This is a genomic window from Exiguobacterium sp. GL_137 (genome assembly GCF_057834585.1).
In genome coordinates this window covers 2,832,934-2,850,500 of sequence record NZ_CM174406.1, presented here as the reverse complement: position 1 = coordinate 2,850,500, position 17,567 = coordinate 2,832,934, and the positions used below count along the sequence as shown (strand labels likewise).

The window sequence follows — 17,567 nt, the reverse complement described above, 5'->3', positions numbered from 1 at the left end:
CGGACTGTTTCCGGTCATATAGAATGGACTTAAGCGTGTAAGTGAAGAACGTCTTCAACCGATTTGTACGTATATCCGAGATCGCGGGCGACAGCTTCGTACGTGACAAATCCTTGCGCGACATTCAGACCTTTTTCAAGCGAGACGTTTTCGGCGAGTGCACGGTGTGTTCCTTTGTTTGCGAGTTCCAATACATAAGGAAGCGTTGCATTCGTCAAAGCGAGTGTTGATGTGCGTGGAACCGCACCCGGCATGTTAGCGACAGCGTAGTGAACAACACCGAACTTTTCATACGTCGGATCATCGTGTGTCGAAATCCGGTCAACTGTTTCGAAGATTCCGCCTTGGTCAATCGCAACGTCAACGATGACAGAACCCGGTTTCATGCGTTCGACCATTTCAGCTGTGACGAGTTTCGGCGCCTTTGCTCCAGGAATCAAGACGGCACCGACAACAAGATCGCTTTCGGCGACAGCTTCTGCAATCGTATACGGATTTGAAATCAGCGTGTTGATTGAATTACCGAAAATGTCATCGAGTTGACGGAGACGTTCCGGACTGACATCGATGATGGTGACATCTGCACCGAGACCAACGGCAAGTTTTGCTGCGTTTGTTCCAACGACTCCACCGCCGATGACCGTTACTTTACCGCGACGGACACCAGGAACACCTGCAAGCAGGATGCCCATACCACCGTGCGGTTTTTCAAGAAACTGAGCACCGATTTGTGACGCCATCCGACCGGCCACTTCGCTCATCGGTGTTAAGAGTGGTAACGTCCGGTTTTTTTCGACCGTTTCGTATGCGATTGCTGTAATTTTTGAATCGACGAGTGCACGTGTCAACTCAGGTTCTGCAGCAAGATGAAGGTATGTGAACAATGTGAGTTCCGGACGGAAGTATTGATATTCCGAAGCAACCGGTTCCTTAACTTTCAATGCTAATTCGGCAGTAGCCCAAACTTCAGCCGCTGTCTCGATGATTTGTGCCCCTGCTTGCGTGTATTCTTCGTTTGTAAAGCCGCTCCCCATACCAGCAGTTGTTTCGACGATGACCGTATGTCCTTGACCCGTTAAAGCCGCTACCCCAGCAGGCGTTAACGCGACACGATTTTCATTGTTTTTAATTTCCTTTAATACTCCGATGATCATAAATGCGATCCCCTTTCGCGAATAAACAAACAGTGTGTCACTTCTCCTTCAGTATACGAGAAATGAAAGCGTTCTACTTTATCGGCGATTTCAAAAATACAAGCAATCCTTTGTGAAAAATCACAAAGGATAACGGTCTGCTTTTAAATACAGGTAAAGAAGGGCACGTTCCGGAAGCGACTCCATCCGGATACCGGCTTCTTCCTCGATTCTTCGCATCCGATACAAAATCGTATTCGGGTGGACATGCAGGTGGGAAGCGACCTGTTTGACGTTTCCATCATAATGAAGGAACCACTCCAACGTCTCACATAACGAAGCGGCATGTTTCCCGTCATAGGCGCGTAATCGCTCAATCTCTTCTAAACGAACGGTCCTTCTGCGCAGACGTTCGGAAAAAATCGGTAACAGCTGGAATAAACCAAGACGCTCATATCGTGTGACGGTATTTAACTCAAACGGAAATGCATCTTTTAACCGGAGAACGATCCCCGTTTCTTCGTAACGTTCCGGAATCGACTGAACGCCGGTAAATACTTCACTGCTGGCAGAGATGAATTTCGTGTAATTAAATCGTTCGGCAAGCATTTGTCGGAAAGATTGAATGAAGGCATCAAATTGTAATCGTTCGTGGTGGGCATCTTTATCATTTGTGCTGATCCACAAAATAAAATCGGTTTCATCGTACGCGTACAAAAGCGGTCGGACGGTTTGTTGGATAGTCAGCAAATAACGTAACCGATCAGCAAGTCGCGGTGTGATGGCTTCTGAAAACCGGATCACCATCAGGCGACTGATTCCGGGTGGAGCAATGTGTAGTTTAGAGAAGGTCTTTAAAATTTCCGACTCGGACATGTCTTCGTGAAGTAATTCAAAAAAGAATTGTTCGGATTTTTCTTCTTGGCGTTTCTTTTGCATATCGATGGCGAGTAACTGCCGTTGAGCCAGCAAAGCTCCTTTTTTTAAGTCGGATAACTCGGTTTCTGAAAAGGGGATGCTGCGGGCGATTGACCAAATGTACCCTAAAATTTCTGTATCTTGCTTGATCGCAATCGCGACACGGTCATTCAAACCGACACCTGTACGGGCTGAAATGATCAACGGTTCATTTTGTGCCGCAAGATTCTGAATGACTTCGTCTTTCCACAGTTGATCAATGACCGATTCAGGGACGCGTCGCCCGATAATCGTTGCAATCCGGGCCGGGTCCGTATCGGCAGTGTGTGTACTATAAGCAAGCAATCGGTGATTACGATCCTCGATGGTAATTGGAGCACTCAGTGCGACACCAATCGCTTCCGCTAAGTCCTCAAGGGAATGATACGTCGCTTCCAACATAAAAATCAGACCTTCTTTCTCTATATAAAATACTGTTGAAGTAATTATATCTTTGGTTGTGCATAAGAACAAAGAGTTTTCCGATAAGTTGTAAGTTTTAACAAAATATAAAGAACGGATGAATATGAAAACCAGGCACAAAAAAGACCTCCCGACCGTTATCCGGATCTGCCGGGGAACGGTCGGGAGGCGAAATTATAGGGAGAATCAGCGTCGGACAGAGCGTTTACGACTGTAGACGACGAGTGTCAGTAAGAAAACAAGACTGAGGGCAATCAAGACAATCAGTGAAGCCGTATTGAAATGAAGGACTTCAAGAAGGACGCTTGTTGCAACTGTCAGATAAAAAATACCGAGATATTTTTTGACGAAAGGACTGTCGAAATGAGCCAACTGTTTCGCGCCGATTGGAGCACCAAGTAATGCTCCGATGATTAGCATGACCCCGACGAGGAGATCGACATCTGTACTTGCGACCGTATAGTTGACGAGGCCGGACAAGACGATCAGTAGGGCCGAAGCAATACTCGTTCCGACTGCCCGTTTCAATTCATATCCGGCGATACCGACGAGTAGTGGTGTAATGATGAAACCACCGCTGACACCAAGCAAGGACGAGATGAATCCTGCGAACAGCCCAATGAAACCAAGTGCCAGATACCGGTTTTTCCAACCGGTTTGTGCACCTGACGAGGACTTTGGACGTAAAAACTTATTGGCAAAGTATAATAATAAACCGATATACACAACCGAGATGACGAGATGGGCACCGTTCACTGCCTCTAATCGGAGAACGATCGGAGTCGCGATGGTAGAACCGATGATACCGACTAAACCGACGACCAGGCTGTCACGCCAGACCACATTTTTCAGGCGGAGGTGTGATAGGGTACCGGATACGGTTGAACCGAGCGTCAACATTAAACTCGTCGCGATAGCGACGCTTGGGGAGAAGCCGAGAATCAGTAAAAGCGGTGTTAAGATGATGCCGCCGCCGATTCCAAAGAAACCAGAGATGATACCAATGAAAAAGCCGAGTGGTAAAAAATAATAAAATTCCATGTAAGACATTCCTTTCACATTACATCATACGGTTAGTATGGCAATCCGTTCGTAAAATGTAAAAGGGAACGGCTCCTTCAAGGGGGTTGAAGGAGCCGTTAAGGGGATTATTCTTTTGATGCAGCAACTTCAGTTGCTGCATCAATACCGGTATTGGCTTTGACAAGAATACGTTCGAAGTTACCGGCCACTTCGTCCGATTTCGTAACAAGTGTTCCGATAATCGCACCTAGAAAACCAAGTGGAATCGAAACAATTCCCGGATTCGACAGTGGGAATAATGCTTCCCCGACGAATAAGGCTGAACCGTCAACTGCCCAGATATTAGGACTGAGCGCGACGAGAAGCAGTGAAGAGAAAAGACCGACGACCATACCTGTGACAGCTCCGCCAGTATTGAAACGGCGCCAGAAAATCGTCAGCAAAATGACGGGCAAATTGGCACTGGCTGCCACTGCAAAGGCCAGTGAAACAAGGAAAGCGACGTTCATTGATTGTGCAAATAACGCCAGTACCATCGAAACGAGTGCGACGGCAATGGAAGCGAGGCGCGCAGCCGTCATTTGTTCTTTTTCCGTTGCTTGTCCTTTACGCAGAATATGACTGTAAAAATCATGGGCAAAGGCGGAAGCAGCCGATAAAACCAGTCCGGCCACAACGGCAAGGATGGTCGCAAAAGCAACAGCCGCAACGAAGGCGAACAGTAAGTCTCCACCAAGCGCCTGCGCAAGGAGAGGTGCCGCCATATTACCGGCTGCATTCGCAGCGATGATGTCATCTGCTCCAACGAAGGCAGCGGCTCCAAAGCCGAGGAAAATCGTTAAGATATAAAACGCACCGATGATCCAGGTCGCATAAACAACGGATTTCCGCGCAGTCGGTGCATCTTTAACTGTAAAGAAGCGGATTAAGATATGCGGCAAGCCGGCTGTTCCGAGAACAAGTGCCAAGTTTAAGGAAATCGTATCGAGCGGTAACTTAAACTTATTACCGGGATTCAAGAAGGAGTCACCGAGCGGTGTGGCTTGTTTCACTTCCGAGAACATCTTCATGATCGAGAAGTCGAATTTAGCAAATACCATGAAGGAAATGACGGCTGTACCGGCCATCAACAAAATCGCTTTGATGATTTGCACCCATGAGGTGGCCGTCATCCCGCCAAACACAACGTACACAGTCATCAGAATACCGACGATGATGACACTTGTCGTATATGGAATTCCGAGTAACAACTCAATCAAAGCACCGGCTCCGACCAATTGCGCAATCATGTAGAAAATGGAAATAACAATCGAGTTCATCGCTGCGACACCCCGAACTTTCGAGGCATTAAAACGGGCAGCAATCATATCAGCCATCGTGTATTTTCCTAAGTTGCGCAACGGTTCGGCAACGAGATAGAGAACAACAAGATAGGCAACGAGAAAACCGATCGAATAAAAAAATCCGTCGAATCCGGCCAGGGCGATCATTCCGGCAATTCCGAGGAAGGAAGCCGCAGACATATAGTCACCGGCAATGGCGATACCGTTTTGAGCACCGGTCAAGCCACCGTCCGCAGTATAAAAATCATTCGCCGTCTTTGTTTTACGGGCAGCGAAATATGTAATGACGAGTGTTAACCCGACAATCGCAGCGAATAGGGTGACAGCGGTATAGTTCATCGTGATTCCTCCTTGATCTGTTCGACCAATCGATCAAACGAACGTGCTTTTTTGTTATAAAGCGTACAAAACGTCCACGTCATGATGAACTGCAGGAAAGCAAATAACCAAGCCCCTGTGATATCACCAAGTAATGGCCGATTCAAGAAGGTAAAATAGCTGGTCATGATGGGAAGCGTAAAATAAAAAATGAGACAAAATACAATGGCCGGTAAGATGAATGCATTTTTTTCGCGCATCAATTGTTTAAACGATGCACTTTCGACGATTGTCTGGGCAGAGCGTGTCGTTTCCGTCTTCGCTGTTTCAGATACCTGGTGCATGAGACGCCTCCTTTGAAAATGAATTTAAATTCATTATAGAGACAGTTCCTTTGGAAAATCTATCCTAATTTAGAAGGGGGAATTCGAGATATTATATTAATATTGGTCTTACCATTTTATTGTAAGCGTTTTCAATGTTGGACAAAATGTGAACGTTATTTTAAAAACATATTAATATGAAAAAATGATTCAAAAGTCCTGCCTGGAAAAATAAAGGGAAATGAATAAAAAACGTTGAAATCCGCATAATTAAAAGACACACCCTGATGGAGGATGTGCCGACAGTTGGTTATATCATTTGTTATTGTCCCCGATTTCCTGTTCAAGATCACGTAGTGACTTCGAACGTCGTGCTAGGGCGCGCCGTTTGATGATTTCTTCGACGCCACGACTGACTCCCCAGATGGCGAGTAAAATCAGAAACAGAAAAACAAGACGGATCGGTCGTTCCAAAAATGTTGACCATTCTTTACCGATTAACGAGAAGATGATGACGACGATCAGTCGACCCGCTCCAGCGGCAATCAAATACGTCCGAAGTGACAGTTGAATCATTGCAGAAATCGCTGTAATGATAAAGGCCGGCATGAACGGAAGTGAAAAGAAAAAACCAAGCGAAATCGGACTCATATGGCGAACCCGTTCAATCCACTGCTGGGCGGCTTTATGTTGTTCAAGCCACCTCGTGACAGGGCGGCGAAATAAATAACGGATACAGGCAAAGACGACAAGAGAACCGAGCATACTACCGACCCAAGAGACGAGTACACCCATCCAAAAGCCATAAGTCGCTGCATTGGCGGAAATGATAAGAACAAGCGGGAGGAACGGAAAAAGTGATTCCAGAAAAGGAGCAATCAATCCGGTCGATGCACCACCCGGAAGATCCTGGAGAAACGTAATCATTTGTTCAATCCACTGACGGACGGTTTGGAGCATTCGGAATCCTCCTTACAAAATAAACTGCTAACTTCTATTTTAACTCTTTCCCCGTCAGAAAGGAAAAACTTTATCGTGCTGTCCGCTGAACTGCCAATTGTACAATTCAAATGAAGTTGGTATTATACTTAAATGGGTGCGTTTTGCAGGCGTTCCCAGCTAGCTAATAGCTATGACGCTTCGTTCGCCAACGTTCGTTTTACTGCAAAAAACTGACATGGGGGCCAATGAGGATTATGAAACCTTATCGCGTACTATTATTTTATAAGTATGTTCCGATCGACAATGCGGAACAATTAACAAAAGAGCATCTTGCCTATTGCAAAGAGCTTGGCATCAAAGGAAGAATCCTGATTGCACCAGAAGGAATCAATGGCACACTGTCTGGAGCAGTCGAACAAACCGATCAATACATGCAGGACCTGCTTGCCGATCCACGGTTTAGTGACATCGAGTTCAAAATCGATGAGGTCGACGAACATGCCTTCAAGAAAATTTTCGTTCGTTATAAAAGCGAACTGGTCACATGGCGCTTTGAAGATGAATTCAACGTGCCGAAAGAACATGCGGCGTATCTTGAACCGGCGGAGTGGAAAAATATGATGCAAAATGAAGATGTCGTCATTCTGGATGTCCGGAACAACTACGAATACGATCTCGGTCATTTTAAAAATGCCGTCAAGGTCGATGTCGATGCCTCACGTGAATTTCCGCAATGGCTCGATGAAAATGAACACTTGTTTGAAGGGAAAAAAGTTCTGACGTATTGTACGGGCGGTGTCCGTTGTGAAAAATTCACGGCATATTTCCGTAAACGTCAAAACAGCGACGACATCTTCCACTTAAAAGGCGGCGTCGTCATGTATGGGAAAGATGAAGCGACACGTGGAGAAGACTGGGAAGGGGAATTGTATGTGTTCGATGAACGCATTCAAGTACCTGTTAACGAAGTCAATCCAACGGTTGTCTCGACTTGTTATTACTGTGGAAAAGACGAAACACGATACGTGAACTGTGCAAATCCGGAATGTAATCGTCAACACTTCTGCTGTGAAGAATGTGAACCGAAAGTGATGCGTTCTTGTTCAGACGAATGCCGGGAACACCCACGCAACCGTTATGTAAAAGAACAAATGGAAGAACTGGTAAAGTAATCATGGATGAATAAAAGCAGGCTGACAAAATCCGAATCCGGGATTTCGTCGGCCTGCTTTTTTAGGATGGAAATAAGAAACGAAGGATTTCTGGCATCCGTTTTGCCCATTCGGTCTCGTGATGGATCGCACCGGGAATGATTTCGTAAGTCGCTTGTTGGACTTTTTTTTGAACGGCTTTCGCAAGAACCTCGTTTGTATGAAGATAGTCATTTTCCGTCATCGGTCCGCTCGTTTCTTTCGTACCAACATCCATATAACAACGCTGGTGCTCGGATAAACGTGGACTGCGCTCAATGAATTCCAGTAAAGAAGAAAAATTCGCCCAACCGGCCGTTGATAAAGCAGCGACACGTGTGAAGATTTCCGGATAAGCGAACAAGCCATACAATGAAATGACACCCCCCATCGAACTGCCGATCATCGTCGTATCCGTTGGAATCGTCGCATACTGCGAGTCAATATACGGTTTTAGTTCATGAACGATCCAGTGCATGTATTGCTTTCCGTTGCCGCCAATCGTCTTGCGATGAGACGGATAGGCCGTGCGCATTAAAAGGGCTTCGTCCGTCCAAGGGGCATACTCATCGTAGCGGTCCATTCCATCATCCGGACTGTCGATGGCGACGATCATCGCATGCAACTGAACAGTATGGAGTGCATGATGGACTTCCCAGCCTTTTCCGAACGAAGCGGTCTCACCACTGAAGACATTTTGACCGTCATGCATATAAATGACTGGGAGCGCTTCGTCGACAGGTAGTTCGGTCGGACGATAAATCCGGATTGTTCGAGGCGAGGCTAGAGTCGAAATCGTTCGTTCAATTTCAGTAATTGACAAGATAGTCACGACCTTTCAAAGGTTAGCGTAATGGGCAGTACAATTCCGACCGTTATGTTTGCCACCGACATAGAGAGCATGATCCGCTTGCCGGAGCGATTCTTCGAACGATCGTTCCGATGGAAATTCGACGGTATCGACGCCAAGACTGATGGTGATGGATAAGCGATGTCTATCGACGACGAACGGCCGGTCGAGGACGGCATGCCGGATTTCTTCGGCGAAATCGATTGCTTGTTTCTGTGGAGATTGACTGAGTAACAGGACAAATTCTTCTCCGCCGTATCGAGCCGCGAAGACGTTCTGCTTTTTCTGTTGCACGGCCCGGATCCTGCGACCGAGTTCACGCAGAACAAGGTCACCGACCTTATGTCCATACGTATCGTTAACATGTTTGAAGTGATCGATATCAAATAAGATGATCGACAAGGGATAACGGTCAGAGGCAAATTGCTGTGCCCCTTCCTCGTAAAAGGCACGACTGTTGGCGAGCTCCGTCAAAGCATCAGTCCGGCTCTCGGCGTACAGTTGGTATGTTTCCCGTGAACGGTGCAACACCCGACAAAAAATACGTAACAAACGCGAAATCTCGTCCGCACTTGTCGCATCATAGGCATCCGCGGTTTGATGAAATAGGATGATCGATACATCGACATCTTCGTTTGTGATGGATGGAATCGCAATCATCGAATGACGGTCAACGGGTAAGTCAATTTTAATGTCCGTCCCCCAATCGCACCGAAGACCATGGATGATTGGTGTTTGCAGCTGCTCGGCCTTCAGGGAATGGAATAAAGGCAGGACATCGATGATTGTTTTCGTCCGGATATTGTAAATGGTTTGCTTACGCTGTTGCTGAATTGATATCCAACCTTCCGAAAAATCAATCAGATACGGCAAGTCGCGTAATAAGGAGTCAATCGTTTCTTGTTCGAACTGGGAAATCAGCAGATGTTCTTTGGCGTCATCAAACCGTTTGGCTTTTTCATTCGCTTCGATTGTTTCCCCATGCTGTTGGAGCAATCGTTTGAATAAAAATAAGATCAGCGTCGAGACGGAAGCGGCGATGAGCGGGTTCTCATCATAAAACCAGATTCCGAGCAGAGCACTTAAGATACTGATACCGTAGACAAGTGTCTGCAGACGGACAAGGCGCACCCAATCATATTTCAAATATAAGATGCGGTTGACGAACCGGCATTGGAGGTAGGAAACGATCATGACGGTCGTTAAATATCCGAGAAGCGGAAGGAGTGCTCTCGAGTAAGTAAAGTCAGTTCCAATCGGTCCGCCGAGTACTAAATAGACGAGTGACGGAGAGGCAAGATAAACTAAATCAAACAGAGCATTGATCGGATATAAATATAAAAAACGTTGACGGCGAATTTCTTTTTTATGAGAAAAAAACTGAAAGACGAAGATGCCGATTTGGCTGAGAAGAATGGATGGCCATAATCCGTAATTAAGAAAGATGAATAAAATGATCCCTTCCTGAAACGTATAGTAAATGCCTCCACGACGAACATTATCGAACTGGAACAAGATGATGAGTGCTAGAAGATAAGTGGCATTGCCAAATGAGAGCGGAAAGTCGATGAGTGTGGGATGTGTAAGTAAAATGAAGGTAAGCAGACTAGCAACGAGACACAAGACAAGCCAACTGTTTCGTGCGACTTTTTGATAGTAGACCATGATGCGTCTCCCTCCTTTAACAGTCCTTCCCTACTTATACCCGTTTTGTGGAAATTATGATAAGGGATTTACAAAAAAATAAGGTTGAGAGAATGCAGTGAATTGCGTATAATGTGAAAGATATCAAACAATCGATGACGAAGAAAGTAGCGATATGATTTAATCGACCAGCGAATCAGGGAACGGTGAAAGCCTGAACAGATTAGACCATCGTGAAACGCACTTCCGAGATGCTATCCGAATCCATGTGATCAGGCCTAGCCGGGGGAACCCCGTTATCCCCGTTAAAGTGGGTGTCGTACCGTCGACACCAAGAAGAGTGGTACCGCGGTCATTCCGTCTCTTTGCGTGTTGCGCAAAGGGCGTTTTTTATTGGAAAAAATAAACTGTTTGGAGGAAACAAAATGAGTTACAAGCAACAATATGCCCAAGTATTACATGATGTGATTGGTGATGCATTGTCACAAGAAGAGATCGAACAGTTGATTGAACAACCAAAACATGAGGATCACGGCGATCTGGCATTCCCATGTTTCCAACTCGCAAAAGCATTCCGTAAAGCACCGATGATGATTGCAACGGAACTGGCTGAGAAAATCGATAATTCACTGTTCTCGAACGTGCAGGCAGCTGGACCGTACGTGAACGTCTTCTTAAACCGGGAAGTTGTTTCGCGTGAAATCATTAAACGTGTTTTAGAAGAACAACAAGCTTACGGATCAAGCGAAGCGAACGGCAAAACAATTGTGACTGACTTTTCATCACCGAACATCGCGAAGCCGTTCTCGATGGGACATTTACGTTCGACAGTCATCGGAAATGCGCTGAACCAGATTTCACGAAAAAAAGGATATGATGTCGTCGGCATCAATCACCTCGGAGACTGGGGAACACAGTTCGGGAAATTGATGGTCGCCTACAATATGTGGGGCAAGGAAGAAGACGTCCGGGCTGAACCGATCAAAGAATTGCTCAAACTGTACGTGCGTTTCCACGAAGAAGCGGAAGAAAATCCGGCTCTTGAAGATGAAGGTCGTGCTTGGTTCAAGAAACTTGAACAGGGTGACGAACAAGCAACAGCACTTTGGACGTGGTTCCGTGAAGTTTCGCTCGTCGAGTTCAACCGTGTCTATGAAATGCTTGGTGTCAGCTTCGACAGTTTGAACGGCGAAGCCTTCTATAATGATAAGATGCAGCATGTCATCGACTTATTGGAAGAAAAAGAGTTGCTCGTCGAGTCGGAAGGCGCAATGGTCGTCGACCTCGAAGCAGAAGGAATGCCTCCTGCCTTGATTAAGAAAAAAGACGGGGCGACATTGTATGCAACACGTGATTTGGCTGCTGCCGTCTATCGTCTTGAGACATACGGTTTCGAGCAGGCCTTTTACGTTGTCGGTGGTGAACAGGCCCTCCACTTTAAACAGCTGTTTGCTGTTCTGAAGAAACTTGGCTTTGAAAATGTCGACGGTATGCACCATGTCCCGTTTGGTCTGATTATGAAAGACGGGAAAAAGATGTCGACGCGTAAAGGACGGATTGTCCTTCTTGAAGAAGTGCTTCAAGATGCAATCAATGTCGCGAAACAAAATATCGCCGAGAAAAATCCGAACCTTGCCAATGCCGAACAGACGGCACGCGAAGTCGGTGTCGGTGCTGTCATTTTCCACGATTTAAAAAATGAGCGCATGAACAACATTGAATTTGATCTCGAACAAATGTTGAAATTTGAAGGGGAAACCGGTCCATACGTCCAATATACAAATGCACGGGCAAATTCATTGTTACGTAAAGGCGAATACGATGGATCAGCTTTTGCGGGTAGCGCAGATGACTATTCATGGGGTGTCGTGTCGATGCTGAACCAGTTCTCGGCAGTGATTGACCGGGCGTTTACACGTCGCGAACCATCGATCATCAGCCGTTATGTCCTCGATTTAGCTCAAAGTTTCAACAAATATTACGGACAGGTTCGTGTCCTCGAAGACGATGCGGAAAAACAATCTCGCCTCGCGCTCGTAAAATCGGTTACGATTGTATTGACGGAAGGATTACGCCTGCTTGGTGTCGGCGCTCCTGAAGAAATGTAAGATAAATCAATTAAAGATGGGGTTATCATATGAACAAAGAGACAATGGAACGGTTACAGCACGCATCTACACAAATGAATCAGGAAGACTTGGCTGCATCCATCGCTTTTATTGCTGACTTTCACGGAAAGGTTGCCACGTGGCTTCCGGGTGAATCAGTCGATTTCATCTTAGATTTCGTGACAGCACCAGGAGCCGATCAAATTGCTCCGATCAGCGGTGACGCACTCGATACGAAAAGTAACTTCGAGTTCTTCATGGAAAAAAAACAGACGCGCAAAAAACTCGGTGAGTTATTGGCGTTATGGAAAGCACCTCGTACGAAAGAGACATTGAATCAAATTGATGCCATTGGTCTAAAAAAATGGTTGGCACGCAATGAATTTCGTTCGGAAGACAAGCCATGGGATTATTTGAACCGCCTTCATGTCCTGTTATTCCTCGATCAAATGACTACGGTCATCGATGATCATCAGTTGACGACATTGTATGAGCAACTCGTTCGGAAAACACCGGTACCGACTAGCTTCGTCCGTCGTCAAGGGGAAGTCCGCCGTGTCGTGAATCAGTTCGCCGATAAAACAGAATTTACACAAGTCGATTTAGTTCGCGCTTCACTCGTGCGTTTCCTGTAAGCGAGATGACATCAAAATCCCCCGTATCCTTCACAAATTGTGAAGGATACGGGGGATTTTGTCATGTCAGACATTCATTTGACTTGATGAAAGGTGATGGTTTCGGCAGTCGTATCGTATAGTAACCATTCGCGTTCGACCAGAACCGGTCCGACGTTGATGGCGTAACGGCCACGTTTGATGGAAATCGGGATATCATGATGAATCGCTAGACGTTTGCCCTCTTTGAATAGTCCGTGCACATGACTGTGTCCAAAAAATAAGAGTCGGTCGGGATAAGCGGATGTATCGGGCGTCAGATCATAGCTCCATTTCAATTGGTCACCATGAATGAACAAAGCGGACGTGATTTGTTTTGTCCGTTCCGACATGCGCAGCTGATCGAGATAACTGGATATCCCTGCTGGAATCAATGAAAACAAGCGTTCTTCCTGGTTTCCAAGCAATGTCTCAAAAAAAAGCAATTTCAAAAAATCCGGATCAAGCGTCACGATTTGTTCGATTTCTTCAAACGTATACCGTTTGGCCCGCTTTTTTCCGATGTGACACTCATGGACATCCCCAAGCGAAAAGACAACGGCTTGCGGAGCCGTCTGTTGAATATCTGTCAACACAGCACGTGTATCGGATAGTGAACTGTGCAAATCCGTGATGAGTGCATACTGCATCTGGCATCGCTCCCTTGTACTAAGAGTATACCCCGGGTTTCATGCGGCTCATCCTATTTTTGATTAAGCCGGGTCGACCGTGACACCGCGCTCGGCAAAGACCACTTTTGCAACTTCGAGTGCATTGAGGACACGCGGGAAACCGGTATAAGGGACAAGATGCATGATGGCTTCAACAATCTCATTTCCTGTCAATCCAGTGGTTAAGCCGGTATTAATATGAAGGGCAAGCGTTATCCTTGATGGTGGATATACAGCGCAATAAGCATGAAAAAAACCCCCTTTCTCCAATCGGAGTAAGGGTTTTTTTTGTACTTAACGGAAATTGAGGAACTGGACGTCGACCGATAATGGTAATTCGCGGACGATTTGCATGACTTGTTGCAAGTCATCGCGCGATTTGCCTGTGACACGGATTTGATCGTCTTGAATCTGAGTTTTGACTTTGAGTTTGGATTCCTTGACGGCATTGTTGATTTTTTTAGCATCATCACGATCGATGCCGCTTTTGAGAATGACGCGTTGACGGACCGTGTTTCCGGCTGCCTGCTCGACTTTTTCGTATTGCAGGTTTTTCGTCGGGACTTCGCGCTTGATGAGTTTCGCTGTCAGGACATCTTTGACTTGATCGAGTTTAAAATTATCATCTGAAATCAGAATCAAATCTTCTTTCTCGAGTTTCATGTCGCTTTTTGATCCTTTGAAATCAAAGCGGTTCGTGATTTCCTTTAAAGCGACCTGCATCGCGTTTTTGACTTCCTCGATGTTGATTTGTGACACGATATCAAATGAATTGTCTTTTGCTGCCATAAGAATCTCCCCTTTCGTTCCACAACCATTTTAACATATTTGTCCGCAGATGCTTTGACTTCGTGTCGAAGTTTCGGCAAAAGAAAATGGAAGAGAAACAGTCGAATCGTTCATCTGTATGAAATTTTGTTATAATGAAAACCATGAAATGAAAGGGGTGCATGGCTTTGAAACAAACAGCAGATATGTTGACGCTCACACCAGAAGAGCTGGATGAGCGGTATGCCTATAAAGGATCAGATTTAGGAGCAACATTTGATGAAAAAACGATACGGGTCCGTTTATGGGCACCGACGGCTGAACGTGTCGTGATTCGTTTGTACCGGACATTGCGGGCAAGGAAAGTTGAAGAACTTGAATTGGCGGCGGATCAGCAGGGGACATTCGTCGTCGAACTGGATCGTGCTGTGTATGAAGGTTACTTTTATACGTTTCAAGCCAGCATCAACGGACAGAAAGTCGAAGCGGTCGATCCGTATGCAAAAGCAGTCGGGACAAACGGTAAACGGGGAGCATTAATCGATCCGTCCACCACTCAACCCGAGCGTTGGATTGAAGAACGCCCTCTCTTCCATTCGTCACAAGATGCCGTCATCTATGAATTACACGTTCGGGACGCGACGAGCCATTCGGCGAGTGGGGTCATCGAGCGGGGAACGTTCCGCGGATTGACGGAAGCCGGGACACGAACACCATCAGGCGGATTGACAGGTCTTGATTACCTGACGGATTTAGGTGTGACACATGTCCAATTGCTTCCGATTTATGATTTCGGTTCAGTGAATGAAGCCGCACCGAACGATCCGGATAACTACAACTGGGGATACGATCCCGTCAATTATTTTGCGCCGGAAGGATCCTATTCGTCGAATCCGGATGATCCGGCAGCGCGAATCCGTGAATTAAAAGCCTTGATTCAAGCCTTGCATGACCGGGGCATTCGTGTCGTGATGGATGTAGTCTTTAATCACGTCTATGATGCGGAAACGGTACCACTTGGCCAATTCGTTCCGGGTTATTTTTTCCGTCAGGCAGCAGACGGAACACTTTCGAACGGGAGTTTTTGTGGAAATGACACAGCATCAGAACGTTTCATGATGCGTAAGTTCATTCTTGATTGCGTGACGTACTGGGCGAAAGAGTATCATCTGGACGGATTCCGGTTCGACTTGATGGGCTTACATGATATCGAAACGATGAATCAAGTCCGCCATGCACTCGACCGGATTGATCCATCGATCTTGATTATCGGGGAAGGATGGGATCTTGACACACCACTTGCAGCCGATCAAAAAGCCAACTACTTTAATGCGCCGCAGATGCCGGGAATCGCTCATTTCAACAACGGATTACGTGACGGTGTCAAAGGTGACGTTCAGACACCGCTTGACCGCGGATTCATCAGCGGAACTTTCGAGCGGACAAATGAAGTCAAACGGGGCATTGCCGGAAACGTCTCTTCGCAAGGATTTGCGGATGAACCGAATCAAGTCGTTTCTTACGCGGAAGCCCATGATGATTTAACGATTTGGGACAAATTGTCCGTGTCACGGCCGGAAGATACGGATGAAGTCCGCCGAAAACGACAAATGCTTGCGAATGCCATTATCTTAACCGGACAAGGGATTCCATTTTTACATGCGGGACAGGAGTTTTTCCGGACAAAAAACGGCATTCGGGACAGCTTCAACTCCGGAGAAGTCGTCAATCAACTCGATTATGAACGGGCAGAAGAGTTCCGGTTCGGCGTCGAGTATGTCAAAGGATTGATTGCGCTGCGGCGTCAGTATCCGATGTTCCGTCTCGAAAACACCGCCATGATCCGCAAACATCTCCGCTTTCTCGAAGAAGGAGAAGGCATCATTGCTTACGAATTGAAGCGGACATATGAAGGGTATGTTGAACGTCAGCGGGTGTATCACAATGCGACGGAACACGATGTGACAATCGAGTTACCGGGCGGCGAGTTCGAAATTCTCGTCGAAGAAGGGGTTGTAAAAATCCATGCCCCTCGTCTGCATGAAGAAAAACAGCTTGTCGTGAAGGCTTTGTCGACGACAGTCATTGCCGAACGGAAAGCAGACTATAAAAAATATGCAGTGGCAGGCGGCGCCGCACTGACGATTCTTGGTTTGTTGTATGCAGCGAACAAACGGCGTAAAAATAATAAATGATGAGTCTTAAGCAACGAGGCAATTAGAAGAATCGGAGTTCACTGATGTGGGCTCCGATTCTTTTTTTTTAGAGCCGCATCCCGCAACGTAACAGTCATGTTGCGGTGTCATCATAATGACTTAATGATTTTTCATGTTTGCTGTTTTAATTCAGAGCTTCCGGGAACATACTATAAGTAGTATTTAGAGTGCTGGTTTTTTTGAAAGGATGTATTTTATGTTTGGCTTCAATGATATTTGGAAATTTTTCTTCTCGTTTTTTTTGTTATTACCAATCGTCACGTTAATTCATGAGATGGGTCATTACTTTTTCGCACGTCTGTTTGGGGGGAATATGGAAATCAATATCGGATCGGGGAAATCGTTGTTACGTGTTGGCCCCATCCGCTTGAACCGTATCTATTTCTGGGACGGATGGTGTCAGTATGAGGCACTTCGTCATGAAAATAAATTTACGAACATTACCGTCTATGCCGGTGGAGCTATTTTTAATCTGGCGAGCATCCTGATTGTAAACGGTTTGATTTATGCGGGTGTCTTCGAGGCTTCGATTTTTACGTATCAATTCGCCTATTTCTCGTTCTACTTCATTTTCTTCTCGCTGTTTCCGATTGATCATCCGAACGGTTATCCGAGTGACGGAAAAGCGATCGTTAATGTATTCCGTTATGGAAAATCAGAATATAACCCCCAATCGTAATCACAAGCAAAATATGCCCTTCTTTTATGCGACCAGCGCACGAAAGAAGGGCATATTGCATCATTTGTCTTCTGAAGATGTATCATCCGCAGAAGAAGAGTCGGATTGTTCTGTTTCTAATTCGACCAGTTTTTGTATCAAAATATGCCGTGGCATGTGCATTAACTGTTCGAGCGGCACATTGAGACGTTTCGAAAGTTCAACAGCTGTATCAGCAGACAGTTGTAGGGGTTTCATAGTGTGTGTACCTCCTTTTTGTTTCCTTTAAGTATACAGGACATGCTCTTCGAGCGCATCGACAGTAGCTAGAAATGAAGAAGGTTGAT

At 46.0% G+C, this 17,567-nt stretch carries 16 protein-coding genes, 1 pseudogene and 1 other annotated feature; of the genes and pseudogenes, 5 read left to right on the top strand and 12 right to left on the bottom strand.

Annotated features, from left to right (window positions below; all coding sequences use genetic code 11):
• Positions 1-29: 29 nt before the first annotated feature.
• From ald to AC3IRK_RS14800, 6 genes are all read right to left on the bottom strand, one after another.
• Positions 30-1,154 (bottom strand): alanine dehydrogenase, encoded by a 1,125-nt coding sequence (gene ald / locus AC3IRK_RS14825; protein WP_131973494.1) that lies wholly within the window; start codon positions 1,152-1,154, stop codon positions 30-32.
• Between the two features lie 120 nt (positions 1,155-1,274).
• The gene (locus AC3IRK_RS14820; RefSeq protein WP_131973493.1) at positions 1,275-2,492 is read right to left on the bottom strand and encodes a PucR family transcriptional regulator; all 1,218 of its coding nucleotides are present in this window, start codon (positions 2,490-2,492) and stop codon (positions 1,275-1,277) included.
• A gap of 207 nt (positions 2,493-2,699) precedes the next feature.
• The gene (locus AC3IRK_RS14815) at positions 2,700-3,554 is read right to left on the bottom strand and encodes a sulfite exporter TauE/SafE family protein (protein WP_188004881.1); all 855 of its coding nucleotides are present in this window, start codon (positions 3,552-3,554) and stop codon (positions 2,700-2,702) included.
• A gap of 107 nt (positions 3,555-3,661) precedes the next feature.
• Positions 3,662-5,218, bottom strand: a complete 1,557-nt coding sequence (locus tag AC3IRK_RS14810; protein ID WP_489170174.1) for a solute symporter family protein — start codon at positions 5,216-5,218, stop codon at positions 3,662-3,664.
• On the bottom strand, positions 5,215-5,541 hold the full coding sequence (locus AC3IRK_RS14805) for a DUF485 domain-containing protein (protein WP_114596635.1): 327 nt from the start codon (positions 5,539-5,541) through the stop codon (positions 5,215-5,217). The genes AC3IRK_RS14810 and AC3IRK_RS14805 overlap by 4 nt, the downstream gene beginning before the upstream one ends.
• A 294-nt stretch (positions 5,542-5,835) precedes the next feature.
• Positions 5,836-6,480: a TVP38/TMEM64 family protein gene (locus AC3IRK_RS14800; RefSeq protein ID WP_114596634.1), complete on the bottom strand. Its 645-nt coding sequence runs from the start codon at positions 6,478-6,480 to the stop codon at positions 5,836-5,838.
• Between the two features lie 236 nt (positions 6,481-6,716).
• Here AC3IRK_RS14800 and trhO point away from each other — a divergent pair, with 236 nt between their 5' ends.
• Positions 6,717-7,634, top strand: coding sequence for an oxygen-dependent tRNA uridine(34) hydroxylase TrhO (trhO, locus tag AC3IRK_RS14795; protein WP_489170173.1), 918 nt, complete (start codon positions 6,717-6,719; stop codon positions 7,632-7,634).
• 61 nt (positions 7,635-7,695) lie between these two features.
• Here the strand turns inward: trhO and AC3IRK_RS14790 are convergent, their stop codons facing one another.
• Positions 7,696-8,484 (bottom strand): alpha/beta hydrolase, encoded by a 789-nt coding sequence (locus AC3IRK_RS14790; RefSeq protein ID WP_426354287.1) that lies wholly within the window; start codon positions 8,482-8,484, stop codon positions 7,696-7,698.
• Between the two features lie 6 nt (positions 8,485-8,490).
• Positions 8,491-10,167 (bottom strand): GGDEF domain-containing protein, encoded by a 1,677-nt coding sequence (locus tag AC3IRK_RS14785; protein WP_131973489.1) that lies wholly within the window; start codon positions 10,165-10,167, stop codon positions 8,491-8,493.
• 125 nt (positions 10,168-10,292) lie between these two features.
• Positions 10,293-10,514: a binding site (T-box leader), on the top strand.
• A 57-nt stretch (positions 10,515-10,571) separates the two neighbouring features.
• On the opposite strand from AC3IRK_RS14785, the gene argS reads away from it, so the two are divergent.
• Positions 10,572-12,254, top strand: a complete 1,683-nt coding sequence (argS, locus tag AC3IRK_RS14780; RefSeq protein ID WP_131973488.1) for an arginine--tRNA ligase — start codon at positions 10,572-10,574, stop codon at positions 12,252-12,254.
• Positions 12,255-12,283: 29 nt separating this feature from the next.
• Complete coding sequence (locus AC3IRK_RS14775; RefSeq protein WP_131973487.1) at positions 12,284-12,889, top strand: hypothetical protein; 606 nt, start codon at positions 12,284-12,286, stop codon at positions 12,887-12,889.
• A 74-nt stretch (positions 12,890-12,963) separates the two neighbouring features.
• Here AC3IRK_RS14775 and AC3IRK_RS14770 read toward each other — a convergent pair whose 3' ends face one another.
• From AC3IRK_RS14770 to AC3IRK_RS14760, 3 genes and pseudogenes are all read right to left on the bottom strand, one after another.
• A complete protein-coding gene (locus AC3IRK_RS14770) occupies positions 12,964-13,557 on the bottom strand; it encodes a metallophosphoesterase family protein (RefSeq protein WP_131503480.1) in 594 nt (197 codons plus the stop codon).
• A gap of 63 nt (positions 13,558-13,620) precedes the next feature.
• Positions 13,621-13,788, bottom strand: a pseudogene (locus tag AC3IRK_RS14765) (carboxymuconolactone decarboxylase family protein); the annotation flags it as partial.
• An 84-nt stretch (positions 13,789-13,872) separates the two neighbouring features.
• Complete coding sequence (locus AC3IRK_RS14760; protein ID WP_026827201.1) at positions 13,873-14,367, bottom strand: YajQ family cyclic di-GMP-binding protein; 495 nt, start codon at positions 14,365-14,367, stop codon at positions 13,873-13,875.
• A 161-nt stretch (positions 14,368-14,528) separates the two neighbouring features.
• Here AC3IRK_RS14760 and pulA point away from each other — a divergent pair, with 161 nt between their 5' ends.
• Positions 14,529-16,541: a type I pullulanase gene (gene pulA / locus AC3IRK_RS14755; RefSeq protein WP_489170172.1), complete on the top strand. Its 2,013-nt coding sequence runs from the start codon at positions 14,529-14,531 to the stop codon at positions 16,539-16,541.
• 217 nt (positions 16,542-16,758) lie between these two features.
• Complete coding sequence (locus AC3IRK_RS14750) at positions 16,759-17,241, top strand: site-2 protease family protein (RefSeq protein WP_131503478.1); 483 nt, start codon at positions 16,759-16,761, stop codon at positions 17,239-17,241.
• Positions 17,242-17,301: 60 nt separating this feature from the next.
• On the opposite strand, the gene AC3IRK_RS14745 is transcribed toward AC3IRK_RS14750, so the two are convergent.
• Positions 17,302-17,478 (bottom strand): YycC family protein, encoded by a 177-nt coding sequence (locus AC3IRK_RS14745; RefSeq protein WP_114596622.1) that lies wholly within the window; start codon positions 17,476-17,478, stop codon positions 17,302-17,304.
• Positions 17,479-17,567 lie beyond the last annotated feature (89 nt).